This is a genomic window from Bradyrhizobium australafricanum, from assembly GCF_020329495.1.
In the GTDB taxonomy this organism is placed as follows: domain Bacteria; phylum Pseudomonadota; class Alphaproteobacteria; order Rhizobiales; family Xanthobacteraceae; genus Bradyrhizobium; species Bradyrhizobium australafricanum.
Genome location: NZ_JAGKJL010000042.1, coordinates 41,586 through 54,796, shown reverse-complemented (window position 1 = coordinate 54,796; position 13,211 = coordinate 41,586). Strand labels below are relative to the sequence as shown.

Sequence of the window (13,211 nt, the reverse complement as noted above, 5' to 3'; positions counted from 1 at the left end):
TTGGATAGCCTTCCGCTCGCGATGAGCTTCGCAAGCTCATTCGCCCCTCGCGCGACTGGCGAGCTTACGTGGAATTGACCACGGTGAAGCGCGAAGGGTTCCAACGCCGTTCGCCTGGGCAACCCGTTCAGCTGATGATCCAGCGTCTTAGGGAGCCCGGACCATGCCGTCATTCCGCAATGAACTCCACCTCAACGATTCCGAAGTTGCCCTTGCACTCGAGGGCGAAGAGCGCCGCCAGCAAGACGGCGTCGAGCTGATTCCGTCGGAGAACTACACCTATCCCGAGGTTCTCGAGCTGCTGGGATCGGTGTTCACCAACAAGTATTCCGAGGGCTATCCGGGACGCCGCTATTACGGCGGCCAGGAATTTACCGACCAGATAGAGAACCTTGCCCGACAGCGCGCTTGCGCGCTGTTTCGCGCCGAACATGCCAACGTTCAGCCTCTGTCCGGGTCGCCGATGAACCAGGCCGTGTATCTCGGCCTGCTGCAGCCCGGCGATACGATCTTGGCGATGGACCTGTCACACGGCGGCCATCTCACCCATGGCGCGCCGGTGTCGCACATGGGGCGGCTCTTCAACTTCGCCCGCTACAAGACGCAGCCGTCAAACGGCGGCGCCATCGATTTCGATAAGCTCCGCGCCATGGCCCGGCACGTCCGCCCGAAGCTGGTGCTGTGCGGCTACAGCTCTTATCCGCGCGATCTGGATTATGCGTCCTTCAAGAGCATCGCCGATGAGGTGGGTGCACTGACCATGGCCGACGTCAGCCATTACGGCGGCCTGATCGCCGGCAATGCCTTGCGCAATCCGCTCGATGCGGGTTTCGACGTGATGACGACGACATCGCACAAGACGCTTCGCGGGCCGCGCGGCGGCATCGTTCTCTGTCGCCGGGAGTTCGCCGGCAAGATCGACGCGTCGGTGTTCCCGGGGCTGCAGGGAGGTCCGCACATGAACGTTGTGGCCGGAACCGCGGTCACGCTGAAGAAGGCATCGACGTCCGATTTTCAGGCCTATGCAAGACTGGTCATGCGCAACGCGAAGGTCCTGGCCGAAGCGTTGATGGAACGCGGCATGACGTTGATCACCGGCGGAACCGACAATCACATGATGGTTGTGGATACGGTGGCCAGCGTCGGCGTGGACGGCGGCGCGGCCGAGAACATCCTCGACGCCGTCGGGATCACCGCAAACAAGCAGATCATTCCCGACGATCCGCGTCCGCCGCTCAAGCCGAGCGGCATTCGCCTCGGGACGCCGGCGGCGACCACGCGCGGCATGGGCGAGCCCGAAATGCGCCTGATCGCCGAACTCATTGCGGAATCCCTCCGGTCGAAGGGCGATGCAGCGGTCGTCAAGCGACTGAGGTCGAACAGCGTCGAGATGTGCCGCGCTTTCCCCGTTCCGGGGATCGCACCGCCCTCATAGGCGGCCGACCCGCATTCCTGTTCCGCATTCGTCGCGTCACTCGGCAGGTCGTGAAGGTTCCCGGGGGAAGGACCGGAACGGAAATTGATGCTGTTCGTTGGACCGCATGATCTCGAAGACGGAGCGTCCAACGCCGTGACCCGGAAAACCTTGCAAGCACGCTCGGAACAGGCGCTCGTCGTCATCATTCTCAGCACCGGTGCGCTGATCGGTTACCTCGGCCTGGCGCTGTCCAGGATGTGAGAGCGACGCCGGCGGGCACCAAGCCGCCGGCGGGCGTCAGGCCGCGGCAAGCATCAAGTCGCTTGGTGCGCTGAAAGCTAGTGCGTGCGTGCCACTGAGTTGCCCGACGCGGCAAGCCAAGCCCCGCAGCAAAATATAGGGTGAAAAGAGCAAGGCTCGGACAGATCATGTCGCGAGAATGCGGATGTTTGACGCACAAGCGACGACACCCGCCGTCGTCCCGGCGAAGGCCGGGACCCATTACCCCAAATCTCAATTGTTGCGCGACGCTGGGGCCACGATCCCGTTCCTGATCAAATGCGGTGGTTATGGGTCCCGGCCTTCGCCGGGACGACGGTGGTGTGCGCGGGAACAGTCTCGCGATGAATGCAACGCCACGTACAATCCACACACCGGTCACTGAAATCGAGGACATTGCCGCCTGCCCGCAATTCTCGTACACGGTTTCATGCAATGACCTCGCAATTCTCTCCCAACTCCGTCGACGTGCTGCTGTTCGATATCGGCCGCGTCGTGCTCGACATCAACTTTGACAAGGTGATGGCGCACTGGGCGCAGCATGCCGGCTGTGCGCCCGCCGAGCTCGCCACGCGCTTTGTCGTCGACGACAGTTTCAAGCATCACGAGATCGGCCGGATCGACGACGCGGCGTTCTTCGAAAGCCTGCGCCGGACGCTCGGCATCAACATCACGGACGCCCAGTTCCTCGAAGGCTGGAATGCGATCTTCACCGGCGAGATGCCGGGCATCGCCCCGCTGCTCGCGGCGGCCGCCGAGCGGATGCCGCTCTACGCCTTCTCCAACACCAATCCGGCCCATGTCGCGCATTTCTCGGTCACCCATGCCGAGCTGCTCAGCCATTTCCGCAACGTCTTCCTGTCCTCGAGCATCGGCTTCCGCAAACCCGACGCCGAGGCCTACGATCATGTGGTAAAAGCCATCGGCGTGCCGGCGTCGCGGATCCTGTTCTTCGACGACCTGGCCGCCAATATCGAAGGTGCGCGGGCGCGCGGCCTTCATGCTATCCACGTGACGTCGACGGATGACGTGGCAAGGGCTTTGACCGCACTTGGAATTTGAACATTAAGAATTGAGGAGCTCTGAGCGTGGCCCTGATGCCGGTTGCCGATGCCCTGTCCGCCGTCCTCGCCGGCGCCGAACCGCTGCCGGAGGAGATGGTCGCGCTCGATGCCGCCTACCACCGCACGCTTGCGCACGACCTCGCGGCGCTCCGCACCCAGCCGCCGCAGCCGATGTCGGCGATGGACGGCTATGCGGTGCGCGCCGCCGATGCGGCTGATCTAAAGGCCCGGCTCAAGGTGATCGGCGAAGTCGCCGCCGGCCGGCCGTTCGAGCGGACGGTCGGCGCCGGCGAGGCGGTGCGGATCTTCACCGGCGGCGTGATCCCCAATGGCGCCGACGCGGTGATCATCCAGGAGGACACCGCCGTCGACGGCGACCACATCACGATCACTGAGGCCGCCAGCGTCGGGCGGCACATCCGCCCGGCTGGGGTCGACTTCCGTGCGGGCGAGGTGCTGCTCGCCGGCGGCAGCCGCCTGTCCGACCGCGCGCTGTCGCTGGCGGCCGCCATGAACTATCCGGAACTTGCGGTGCGCCGCCGCCCGAAGGTCGCGGTGCTGGCGACCGGCGACGAGCTGGTGATGCCGGGCTCGCAGCCCGGCCCCGGCCAGATCGTCTATTCCAACGGCTACGCGCTGCGAGCGCTGGCGCGCGCCGAGGGCGCCGAGACCGTCGACCTCGGCGTTGCCGCCGACACGGTGGAGGCGACCACGGCGGGCATCCGCCGGGCGCGCGAGGCCGGTGCCGATGTCCTGATCACGACAGGCGGCGCCTCGGTCGGCGACCACGATCTCGTCAAGCGGTCGCTGGAAGCCGAGGGCGTCGACATGACGTTCTGGCGGATTGCGATGCGGCCCGGCAAGCCGATGATGCATGGCCGGCTCGGCGCGATGCGGGTGATCGGCCTGCCCGGCAATCCGGTGTCGTCCTATGTCTGCGCCTTCCTGTTCCTGGTGCCGTTGATTCGGGCGCTGAGCGGCCGGAAAGTGATTCATCATCGCCGCACGAGCGCCCTGCTCGGCCGCGACCTCGCCGCCAACGACCAGCGCGAGGACTATCTGCGTGCACGGCTCGAAGCGCGCGAGGACGGCACGTTGATCGCAACGCCGGTGACGCAGCAGGACTCGTCGTTGCTCGGGAATCTCGCTGCGGCACGGGCACTTCTCGTGCGCCCGCCGTTCGCGGCGGCGGCCGTCGAAGGCAGCGAATGCGAGATCCTGACACTGCCCGAATAGGGTTTTCGCGCCCCGCCGATTGTGCGTTGCCCGACACGTTCACCGGAAATTAAGTGGTTGCGGAACACATATCGAACATATAGTGTCCGTTCATGATTTGTTTCTAGTACTGGTGTCTACAATCGGGAAGCCGCGTGGAAGCAGGTGCATCGAGCGCATGCTCATGAGGTCAGGCCCGGCCTGCAGGCCCCACCAGAAGAGTCTCGGAATCGAACGACGCTATCAACCGGGGGAATACTCGAGATGCTCACGCGCAAACAGTACGAACTACTGCGTTTCATCAATGAACGTCTGAAAGAGGCCGGCGTACCGCCCTCCTTCGACGAGATGAAGGATGCGCTCGACCTGCGCTCGAAGTCCGGTATCCACCGCCTGATCACTGCGCTGGAGGAGCGCGGCTTCATCCGCCGCCTGCCGAACCGCGCCCGCGCCATCGAGGTCATCAAGCTGCCCGAACTCTCGGCCGGCGGCGGCAACGGTCGCCGCGGCTTCACGCCCAGTGTCATCGAAGGCACCCTCGGCCGGCGCGCCAGCACGCCGCCAATTGCCGAGGACGACGGCAATCGTCCGGTCGCGGTCCCCGTGATGGGCCGGATCGCCGCCGGTACGCCGATCGAGGCGCTGCAGACCCGCAGCCACACCATCAGCGTGCCGCCCGACATGCTCGGCGCCGGCGAGCACTACGCGCTCGAGGTGCGCGGCGACTCGATGGTCGATGCCGGCATCCTCGACGGCGACATGGCGCTGATCCAGCGTAACGACGTCGCCAATACCGGCGACATCGTGGTGGCGCTGATCGACGAGGAGGAAGCCACCCTGAAGCGCTTCCGCCGCCGCGGCGCATCGATCGCGCTCGAGCCGGCCAACACCGCCTATGAAGTGCGCATCCTGCCGCCGAACCGGGTCCGCATCCAGGGCAAGCTGATCGGCCTTTATCGCAAATACTGAATTGCAAATACTTGCGGCGGCCGGGAACGAGCAACACGTCGGATCGTTCCTTGCATGATAGTGTAGCGTACGGCCTGCCCGATGCGCTCCGATACCTCTCGCGCAGCGTCGCGTGTTTGTGATCGGAGCGATCTCGGACCAGTCGTACAATCGCCCAGAAACGAGCAGACGCTCGTTCGCTATCGTCCACTCTGGTAGAGGCCCTAATGCCTCAAGGAGAGGCACGGGTCGCTACCTCGAAATGAGGAGCCATCCGATGTGTGACTATAGTCTGCACGCCGTGGCATCGCGCCCCGCCATTGTCGGAGAGACGCTGATCACGACGACGTTCCGCGGCACGTCGACCCGCGGCTTTGCTTCGGAGAATGACCCCACTGTCGCGGTCTGCATGCTGCCGGGCACCGAGCTCGTTTTCGCCGAGAACGTTCGCTACGACAGCCGCTGGATCTGGACCAAGACGCTGAACTATCGCGTCGGCGTGTTCAACGAAGTCGAGCCCGACGTGCCTGATCGGCATCATGACGCGGTCGAATTCCCCGACGGCAGCCATGTGCTGGTGACCCAGCTGGTCGAGGGACAGCGCGTTAGCGTGCTGCAATTGCCGGCGCTGCATCCGCCGGTCGAGCAGAAGCCGAAGGTTGTGGAGCGGCGGCCCTCCGCATTCGCAACGCTGTTTTTGGGTTGAGCGCATCGTCGCCGCGGAATGAGCTGTTCGGCGGCGGATGACCTAAGCAATTTCGGGCGACCCCGGACTCCCGCTTCCGGGGCGCAGAAGGAGATTTGCGTCGGCCGGCACCTTGGCGCATCATCGGGCACGGAGGACGTGCGCGGTGGTCGATAAGGTCACATGGCAAAAGGCTGGACGCGTCACGGAACCGGGCCGCTACATGTTCCGGTTCGGTTGGCTGACGGTAACGGCCGACGACCTGAAAGTCTGGGAGCAATTTCCCGAGGCTTCCTTCACCCTCGTCAAGAAGCCCGACGCCGGCCCCGACTCCGACGAATACCATCTCGGCCTGTTCGAGCTGCCGAGCGCGCCCTTGCCGGACCACGGCTAATCATCGCCCTGCAGATCGGTCTCGGCCGGCGTCGCATCCACCGCAGGCCGCGGCGCGGGGGCGCGTAGCGTCGTCTCGCTCTCGCCGTCGCCGGGAACCGCCGGCGACCACGGCCGGTCGATCCCGCCGGGCTTGACCGCATCGACGGCGTAGCCGTCCCTGCTCCGTCGCAGCACCAGCGCGCCGTGGCGGCGCAGCCGCTCGGCATCGATCACCGATGCCGCGCAGCCCTGCGGCGCCGGCCGCGTCGTCACGATCAGGCCTGCGCGCTCGCAGTCGTCCACCAGGGCCTCCGGCCGGGTCGCCAGCGCGACGAAGGCGCCGCCGGGTCCCTGGGTCACGCAGCCGCCGGCATCGCAGGAGACGCCCTCGCCGAGCGACGCATCGGTGGCGGTGCGCGCGTCGGCGTCCGCCGCCAGCCACTCCTTGACCAAAAATGCATCCTTGGCGCTGTGCATCAGATGCAGCCGTCCATCACCGCCACGCACCGCGACATTGCGGCCGTCGCCCGAGATCAGCACGTCCGGCTGCGGCACCCTGAGCGCCCAGACCGAGGCCACCAGCAGCAGCACCGCGCCTGACCAGCGCAGCGGCGTGCGCAGCAGCCCGAGCAGGATGATGCCGGCGCTCGCTGCGATCAGCGGCCCGATGCCGAACGCCGCCATGCGGCCGACCGCGCCCGGGAGTGCGGCGACCCATTGCGTCACCAGGATCATCCAGTCGATGCCAAGACCCATGATCGCCCAGAACACGCCGTCGAAGCCGAACGGCATGGCGACGAGCCCCAGCAGGCCGGCCGGCATCACGACCGCCGAGACCACCGGCATCGCCGCGAGGTTGGCGAGCAGCCCGTAGGGCGTCACGCGGTGGAAATGGAATGCGGCATAGGGCGTCGTCGCCAGCCCCGCCACCAGCGAGGCCAGCATCAGCATCGTGAGCTCGCGCCCGCCCCACAGCGCGACGCGCGCGGTCGCCGAATGGTCGGGCGACGCCAGCAGGTTCGGCAGCCCGATCTGCACCAGCGCCACCAGCCCGAGCGTCGCGGCGAACGACATCTGGAAACTGGGATGCACCAGCGCCTCCGGCGCGATCGCGAGCACGATCAGCGCCGCCACCGCCAGCGTCCGGAAGGTGATCGCGCGGCGGTCGACGATCACGGCGAGCAGCACCACGGCGGTCATGAAGAACGACCGTTGCGTCGCGACCTCCGCGCCCGACAGCAACAGATAGAACGCCGCGGCGACCAGCGCGGCCGCCGCGGCCCATTTCTTGATCGGATGCCCCGCCGTCAGCGCCGGAAACAGCGCGAGCAGCGCGCGCACCGCGAAGAACACGACGCCGGCGACCACGGCCATGTGGTAGCCGGAGATCGACAGCACATGGCCGAGCCCCGAGATGAACATCGCATCGTTGACCGGCGTCGAGATCGCATCGCGCCGGCCGGTGAGCAAGGCGGTTGCGATCGCGCGCTGGTCGCCGTCGAGCGTGGTGCGAATCCGCGCGTCGATGGCGTCGCGCAGGCCCTGCATGAAGGCGGCGTAGCGCAGCGCAAAGCCGCCGGTCGCAGGCGGCTCCCTGGTCTTGACGGCGCCCATCACGAAGCCGGAGGCGCCGATGCCCTGGAAATACAGGTCACGGCCGAAATCATAGGAGCCCGGGCGCTGCGGCCCGAGCGGCGGCAACAGCCGCGCCTTCAACTCAACGAAGCTGCCGACATCAGGCGCGGTGCCCTTCTTCACCGAGAGCCGGACCCGATTGAGCTTCGTCATGTCGCGCGGGCTCTCCATCGAAACCACGCGCAGCACGAAACGATCGGTCTTCTCGCGGATGTCGCGCGTCTCGACGAAGCCGGTCAGCGCCACCGAGAACATCGGCCGCGCCAGCACCGTGTGAGCGACGCGCGCCGTCTTCCAGGTCGCCGTCGCAAAGCCCGCGGCCACCGCGGCCAGCAGCGCGATGACGGGAAACACGCTGCGCCGCCGCAGCAGCAGCGCCAGCAGGCAGAGCAGGATTGCGACGGTGGCCGCGACCGACAGCACCGGCTCGTGCTCGGCCGCGAAATAGAACGCGATGCCGGTGCCGAACGCCACCGGCACCCAGGGCAACAGGCGGCCAGCGCCGGCCTCGGCGCGCGCCCATTGCCGCAATGTCTCGACGAGAGGCTTCCAGATGCCGGCGCGCGCCGAGAGAAAGCCGCCGACCGGCGCAGCCGTGCGCGGCGGCCACGTCCCCGCGTAGCCGCGTTTGCCGCCCGGCGTCGTGCCCTGCTCCGCCATTCCGCTTGCGATCTCTGCCGGGCGGCAGGCTAGCGGATGGCCCCGTCACCCGACTAGCGGAACGGATGCAGAATACGGGCCGGCAACGCCCGGGTACCTGGATCGTCCTGGACCTTGCCTAGCTCGCGCCGGGCCACGGCTGCCGCCTGCGTCAAATCGATCGAGCCGAAAGTCTCACTAAGATACCGATCACATTAGGAATAGACTGTTCCGATGCCTCCACTCCCAAAGAGACGGGGATGAGGCAGTGACGGCTCGCGGCACTTGAAGGCCGCTGGAGCTCCTCTCAGGTGGCCACAACTCCCCTGAGATCAGGCGTTGCGGACGAACGCGCAAATCTCGCCTGTAACGCCGCGCACCACGCGCACTCCGCGAGCGGATAGATCGCTGAAAAACGCGAGGAGTAGCGTTTGCTTTTGAGAGGAGCAGCACATGGCAATTCAAGTACCAAGCGATTTTCGCCGCGTGATTGTCGCTGCGTCAGTGGGAAACATCATTGAATGGTACGACTTTTATATTTTTGGCAGCCTGGCCGCGGTTCTGTCGGTCAAGTTCTTTGAGCAATCCCACCCCGTCGCAGCCCTGCTGAGCACGATCGCGCTGTTCACTGCGGGATTCCTGATCCGCCCGCTGGGGGCCTTCCTGTTCGGATGGATGGGCGATCGGGTCGGCCGCAAATATACATTCCTCATTACGCTGAGCGGAATGGGCCTGGGAACGGGAGCGATCGGACTGATCCCAACTTATCAGTCGATCGGCCTGACGGCCGCATTCGTTCTGTTCGGCTTGCGGATGATCCAGGGTCTCTGCCTGGGCGGCGAATATGGCGGCGCCATCACCTACGTCGCCGAGCATGTTCCGGACGACAGCCGCGGCTACTACACGGGCTGGCTACAAACCTCGCCGACGCTCGGGATCGTGGTGTCGCTGGCGGTGATCGTTCTGACCCGAACCTGGGCCGGCAATCAGGCCTTTGACGAATGGGCGTGGCGCGTACCGTTCCTGGTCTCGTTCGTGCTGGTGGCCATCGCCATCTACATCCGCCTGCAGCTCCAGGAGACGCCGATTTTCCAGGAGATCAAGGCACAGGGACAGATGACCAGGAATCCCTGGCGGGAAGCTTTCCTGAGCGCCAACATCAAGTACATCCTGATCGCCATCGTCGTCCTGATTGGACAGGGCGTGGTCTGGTACAGTGGTCAATTCTGGGCACTGTACTTCCTGCAGCAGGTCTCCAAGGTCGATGCGGTTACCTCGGCCTACATCGTGGGAGCCGCATTGTTGATCGCAACGCCGAGCCTGATCTTCTTTGGTTGGCTGTCGGATCAGATCGGCCGCAAGTCCGTGATCCTCGGAGGAATGCTGCTTGCCGCGATCACCTACTATCCGCTGTATCTGTGGCTCGGCATGGTCACACAGCCGGGACACATCAACTATCCGATCGCCGTCTTCATCATCTTCATCCTCGTCTGCTACGTCGGGATGGTGTATGGGCCGGTCGGCGCGTTCCTGGCGGAGTTTTTCCCGGCCAGGATCAGGTACACCTCGGTCTCGGTGCCGTATCATATCGGCAATGGTTGGGGCGGCGGATTGGTGCCGTTCATCACATCAGCCGCCTTCGCGGCGACCGGCAGCATCGGCTATGCGCTGATCTACCCGATTGTCGTTCCCGCATTGTGCTTCGTGATCGCCGTTTTCATCATGCCCGAGACACGCAAGACCAGAATTTGGGAGCAGATCGAGGCGAAAGCCGCATCGTGACGGAGTCACCTTGCTGACGGGCGACCAGAGCCCCGTTCCGATGGGATCGGAACGGGCCCGTGGAATCTTGTTTTGACGCGTTTTCCTTACGCGAACCAGTATCCACGTCGCCCGAAAGCGCTCTCACCCTGCAGGCGCCATGGCCGCCGTCCAGCGCGTGCGGGACGACGCTTCTGAATCGTCCCGTACCCGCCGTCTCTGGCGTGATGTCTCTGTAGAACCTGCATCGGGCGGCAGAGGGGATCCCGCGCCACGCAAATCCCCGCTCCGGCCGCCTTTGGTTGGCGGTCAGGCCAACGTCTCAGTCAGCTTCCTCTCAGCCAGCTCGGTGATGCCAGCGATCGTGCCACCAGGTGGCGAAATCACGATCCATCGTCAGCTCCCAGCACGCGAGCACGATCACCGCGACCCCGGCGAGCACGCTGCTCGTCGTGACCGATCCCTGCTGGTAGTTGAACGTCCAGGGTGCGACCACCAGAGCCAACCCCATCAGCATCTCGCCCCATTCCTCCAGATAGGACGGAATGATGAATGCCTCCAGGGCGAACAGCACGACGCCCAATCCGAGCGCGATGGAGATCCAGAGAGCTGCCCCGGAAAAGCCCAGTGCAAACGGCGATGCGACCAGCCAGGCGCCTACCAACAGGCTGGCAGCATCCTGCCAGTGTTGAATGCGCATGATCCTCACCTCCTTCTTCCGAAGATATGGTGCGGCGCGGACAAAAAAGCATCTATCCGACCTGCGATGTGTTGCCGCTGCTGATCCGCGAGCCGACGACCATGCTGCCGTCCGGGCGCCCAGAAGCCGCGCTCCGCAGCCTACGACCTTGGTCCCTCCTCGCAATGCAGCGCGATCCGGATAGCCTGCGAGTTGGGTGCAGCCGCGAGGCGCCCGGCCCCGCGCACCCTCCCTGACTACGAGGGCCCGCCGGCCCTCGACTTTTTGTGTCAGCTCCAGCGCCAGGCCTAGATCAGCGGCGTCTGCGACGAGACGTGGTGGCAGACGATCTTCCAGTCGCCGTCCTCGCGCGCGATCACCCAGGTGATCTTGACGGCGAGCGAGGGCGCATCGCCGTCGAGGAAGAATGACGCGATGCCCGCCACGTTGACGAGATCGGCGTTGACCCGTTCTGCCCTGACATCGCTGAACTGAACGCGCGGCGCGTGCCAGCGCGGCAGACCGTCAAAGTAGGCTTTGACGCCGTCGCGGCCGCGATACAGCGTCGGGTTCGAGCCGAAGAAGAACGCGCTCTTCGAATAGAGCGCGCTTAACGCATTTGCATCGAGCCTGCTGAAACCCGCCGACCATCTGGCGATGACGGCGGAGGCGACCTCGTCGGATTCGTCAGGCATCGATCCCCCCGTCCGCTTGTCCGCGCGGGACGCGCTTCCTCTCGGCTAGCCCTTGCCGCCGACTTCTTTGGCGAAGGTGTCGCGCAGGCCGATGGTGCGGTTGAACACCAGCCGGTCCGGCGTCGAATCCGCATCGCGCACGAAATAGCCCTGCCGCTCGAACTGCATCGGGTCGGACGAATTACTCTCGGCGATCGCCGGCTCGACGCACGCATCCTTCAGCACTTCGAGCGACTGCGGATTGAGGTCGGCGGCGAAATCGGCCGCGTTCGGGCTCGGATTGGCGAACAGCTGGTTGTAGATGCGGATCTCCGCCGGCTTCGACTGCGCCGCCGGCAACCAGTGCATCGTCGCCTTGACCTTGCGGCCGTCGGGCGCATTGCCGCCCTTGGTCAAGGGATCGTAGGTCGCGCGGAGTTCGACGATCTCGCCGGCATCGTTCTTCACCACGCCGGTGCATTTGATGAAGTAGGCATAGCGCAGCCGCACCTCGTTGCCGGGCGAGAGGCGGTAGAACTTCTTCGGCGGATTCTCCATGAAGTCGTCGCGCTCGATATAGAGCTCGCGGCCGAACGCGATCTTGCGGGTGCCGGCTTCCGGATTGTCGGGATGGTTGATCGCCTCGATCTCCTCGACCTGCCCTTCCGGATAATTCTCGATCACCACCTTGAGCGGCCGCAGCACCGCCATGCGGCGCAGCGCCGTGCGGTTCAGCTCTTCGCGGATGCAAAATTCGAGCATCCCGACATCGACCACGCTGTTGGCCTTGGCGACGCCGATGCGCTTGATGAATTCGCGCACCGCGGCCGGCGGCACGCCGCGCCGCTTCAAGCCGGCAATGGTCGGCATGCGCGGATCGTCCCAGCCCGAGACGTGGCCGTCACGGACGAGCTGGGTCAGCACGCGCTTGGACAGCAGCGTATAGGTCAGGTTGAGCCGTGCCATTTCGTACTGGCGCGGCTTCGAGGGCACCGGCAGCTTGTCGAGCAGCCACTCATAGAGCGGGCGGTGATCCTCGAACTCCAGCGTACAGATCGAATGGGTGATGCCCTCGATCGCGTCCGACTGGCCGTGCGCGTAGTCGTAGCTCGGATAGATCGACCACTTGTCCCCGGTGCGCGGATGGTGGGCGTGCAGAATGCGGTAGAGCACGGGGTCGCGCAGGTTGATGTTGCCGGCGGCCATGTCGATCTTGGCGCGCAGCACGCGGGCGCCGTTCGAGAACTCACCGGCCTTCATGCGGCGGAACAGATCGAGGTTCTCCCCGACCGAGCGGTCGCGGAACGGCGAGTTCTTGCCGGGCTCGGTCAGCGTGCCGCGGGAAGTGCGGATCTCCTCCTGGGACTGATCGTCGACATAGGCATAGCCGGCCTTGATCAGACCCTCGGCCCAATCGTACAGGCGCTCGAAATAGTCCGACGCAAAGAACAGGTTGGCTCCCCAGTCGTAGCCGAGCCAATGGACGTCGGCCTGGATGGAGTCGATGTATTCCTGCTCCTCCTTGGTCGGATTGGTGTCGTCGAAGCGCAAATTGCACTGGCCGCCGAACTCTTGCGCGATGCCGAAATTCAGGGCGATCGACTTGGCGTGGCCGATATGCAGGTAGCCGTTCGGCTCCGGCGGAAAACGGGTCACGATCCGGTCGTGCTTGTGGAAGGAGAGATCGGCCTGGACGATGTCGCGGATGAAGTCGCGCCCTGCCTCTGCCGTCGTGTCAGTCGTCATCAAAGGGTTCCCTGGAGGAGTCAGCTCAACCTTCTGCCAAATTCGTGCCGTCCGGCCAAGCCTGGTTTCAAGTCTGCTTTCAAGTCTGGCTTGA

Annotated in this window: 12 protein-coding genes and 1 riboswitch; of the genes, 8 read left to right on the top strand and 4 right to left on the bottom strand. The window is 65.1% G+C overall.

Features of this window, described 5'->3' with window-relative positions; all coding sequences use genetic code 11:
- The first annotated feature begins 41 nt into the window (after positions 1–41).
- A riboswitch (ZMP/ZTP riboswitch) is annotated at positions 42–127 on the top strand.
- 36 nt (positions 128–163) lie between these two features.
- The 7 genes from glyA (at position 164) to J6525_RS30720 (ending at position 6,002) form a co-directional block, all read left to right on the top strand.
- Entirely contained in the window at positions 164–1,435 is a 1,272-nt protein-coding gene (glyA, locus tag J6525_RS30750; protein ID WP_225647512.1) for a serine hydroxymethyltransferase, read from the top strand.
- A gap of 87 nt (positions 1,436–1,522) precedes the next feature.
- Positions 1,523–1,678 carry a hypothetical protein gene (locus tag J6525_RS30745; RefSeq protein WP_162832422.1) on the top strand — a complete coding sequence of 52 codons (156 nt, stop codon included), beginning with the start codon at positions 1,523–1,525 and terminating at the stop codon, positions 1,676–1,678.
- A gap of 453 nt (positions 1,679–2,131) precedes the next feature.
- The gene (locus tag J6525_RS30740; RefSeq protein ID WP_225647511.1) at positions 2,132–2,758 is read left to right on the top strand and encodes an HAD family hydrolase; all 627 of its coding nucleotides are present in this window, start codon (positions 2,132–2,134) and stop codon (positions 2,756–2,758) included.
- 26 nt (positions 2,759–2,784) lie between these two features.
- Positions 2,785–3,996: a molybdopterin molybdotransferase MoeA gene (locus J6525_RS30735; protein WP_225647510.1), complete on the top strand. Its 1,212-nt coding sequence runs from the start codon at positions 2,785–2,787 to the stop codon at positions 3,994–3,996.
- Positions 3,997–4,239: 243 nt separating this feature from the next.
- Positions 4,240–4,944: a transcriptional repressor LexA gene (lexA, locus tag J6525_RS30730; protein WP_016841600.1), complete on the top strand. Its 705-nt coding sequence runs from the start codon at positions 4,240–4,242 to the stop codon at positions 4,942–4,944.
- Between the two features lie 256 nt (positions 4,945–5,200).
- Positions 5,201–5,629: a hypothetical protein gene (locus J6525_RS30725; protein WP_225647508.1), complete on the top strand. Its 429-nt coding sequence runs from the start codon at positions 5,201–5,203 to the stop codon at positions 5,627–5,629.
- Between the two features lie 145 nt (positions 5,630–5,774).
- Positions 5,775–6,002 carry a hypothetical protein gene (locus tag J6525_RS30720; RefSeq protein WP_076825420.1) on the top strand — a complete coding sequence of 76 codons (228 nt, stop codon included), beginning with the start codon at positions 5,775–5,777 and terminating at the stop codon, positions 6,000–6,002.
- Here the strand turns inward: J6525_RS30720 and J6525_RS30715 are convergent.
- Complete coding sequence (locus tag J6525_RS30715; protein ID WP_225647507.1) at positions 5,999–8,278, bottom strand: ComEC/Rec2 family competence protein; 2,280 nt, start codon at positions 8,276–8,278, stop codon at positions 5,999–6,001. The genes J6525_RS30720 and J6525_RS30715 overlap by 4 nt on opposite strands.
- 432 nt (positions 8,279–8,710) lie before the next feature.
- Here J6525_RS30715 and J6525_RS30710 point away from each other — a divergent pair, with 432 nt between their 5' ends.
- Positions 8,711–10,039 carry an MFS transporter gene (locus tag J6525_RS30710; RefSeq protein ID WP_225647506.1) on the top strand — a complete coding sequence of 443 codons (1,329 nt, stop codon included), beginning with the start codon at positions 8,711–8,713 and terminating at the stop codon, positions 10,037–10,039.
- 316 nt (positions 10,040–10,355) lie between these two features.
- Here J6525_RS30710 and J6525_RS30705 read toward each other — a convergent pair whose 3' ends face one another.
- The 3 genes from J6525_RS30705 to J6525_RS30695 all read right to left on the bottom strand — a co-directional run bounded on the left by J6525_RS30705 (position 10,356) and on the right by J6525_RS30695 (position 13,117).
- On the bottom strand, positions 10,356–10,718 hold the full coding sequence (locus J6525_RS30705) for an SPW repeat domain-containing protein (RefSeq protein WP_225647504.1): 363 nt from the start codon (positions 10,716–10,718) through the stop codon (positions 10,356–10,358).
- Positions 10,719–11,005: 287 nt separating this feature from the next.
- Positions 11,006–11,392, bottom strand: a complete 387-nt coding sequence (locus J6525_RS30700) for a YybH family protein (protein WP_225647502.1) — start codon at positions 11,390–11,392, stop codon at positions 11,006–11,008.
- Between the two features lie 45 nt (positions 11,393–11,437).
- A complete protein-coding gene (locus tag J6525_RS30695) occupies positions 11,438–13,117 on the bottom strand; it encodes a glutamine--tRNA ligase/YqeY domain fusion protein (protein WP_225647500.1) in 1,680 nt (559 codons plus the stop codon).
- Positions 13,118–13,211: the final 94 nt, after the last annotated feature.

Excerpts from the sequence above, each read along its gene's own strand:
- J6525_RS30705 (WP_225647504.1), bottom strand. The coding sequence starts at position 10,718 with ATGCGCATTCAACACTGGCAGGATGCTGCCAGCCTGTTGGTAGGCGCC.
- J6525_RS30725 (WP_225647508.1), top strand. The coding sequence starts at position 5,201 with ATGTGTGACTATAGTCTGCACGCCGTGGCATCGCGCCCCGCCATTGTC.
- lexA (WP_016841600.1), top strand. The coding sequence starts at position 4,240 with ATGCTCACGCGCAAACAGTACGAACTACTGCGTTTCATCAATGAACGT.
- J6525_RS30745 (WP_162832422.1), top strand. The coding sequence starts at position 1,523 with ATGCTGTTCGTTGGACCGCATGATCTCGAAGACGGAGCGTCCAACGCC.
- J6525_RS30715 (WP_225647507.1), bottom strand. The coding sequence starts at position 8,278 with ATGGCGGAGCAGGGCACGACGCCGGGCGGCAAACGCGGCTACGCGGGG.
- glyA (WP_225647512.1), top strand. The coding sequence starts at position 164 with ATGCCGTCATTCCGCAATGAACTCCACCTCAACGATTCCGAAGTTGCC.
- J6525_RS30695 (WP_225647500.1), bottom strand. The coding sequence starts at position 13,117 with ATGACGACTGACACGACGGCAGAGGCAGGGCGCGACTTCATCCGCGAC.
- J6525_RS30740 (WP_225647511.1), top strand. The coding sequence starts at position 2,132 with ATGACCTCGCAATTCTCTCCCAACTCCGTCGACGTGCTGCTGTTCGAT.
- J6525_RS30700 (WP_225647502.1), bottom strand. The coding sequence starts at position 11,392 with ATGCCTGACGAATCCGACGAGGTCGCCTCCGCCGTCATCGCCAGATGG.
- J6525_RS30710 (WP_225647506.1), top strand. The coding sequence starts at position 8,711 with ATGGCAATTCAAGTACCAAGCGATTTTCGCCGCGTGATTGTCGCTGCG.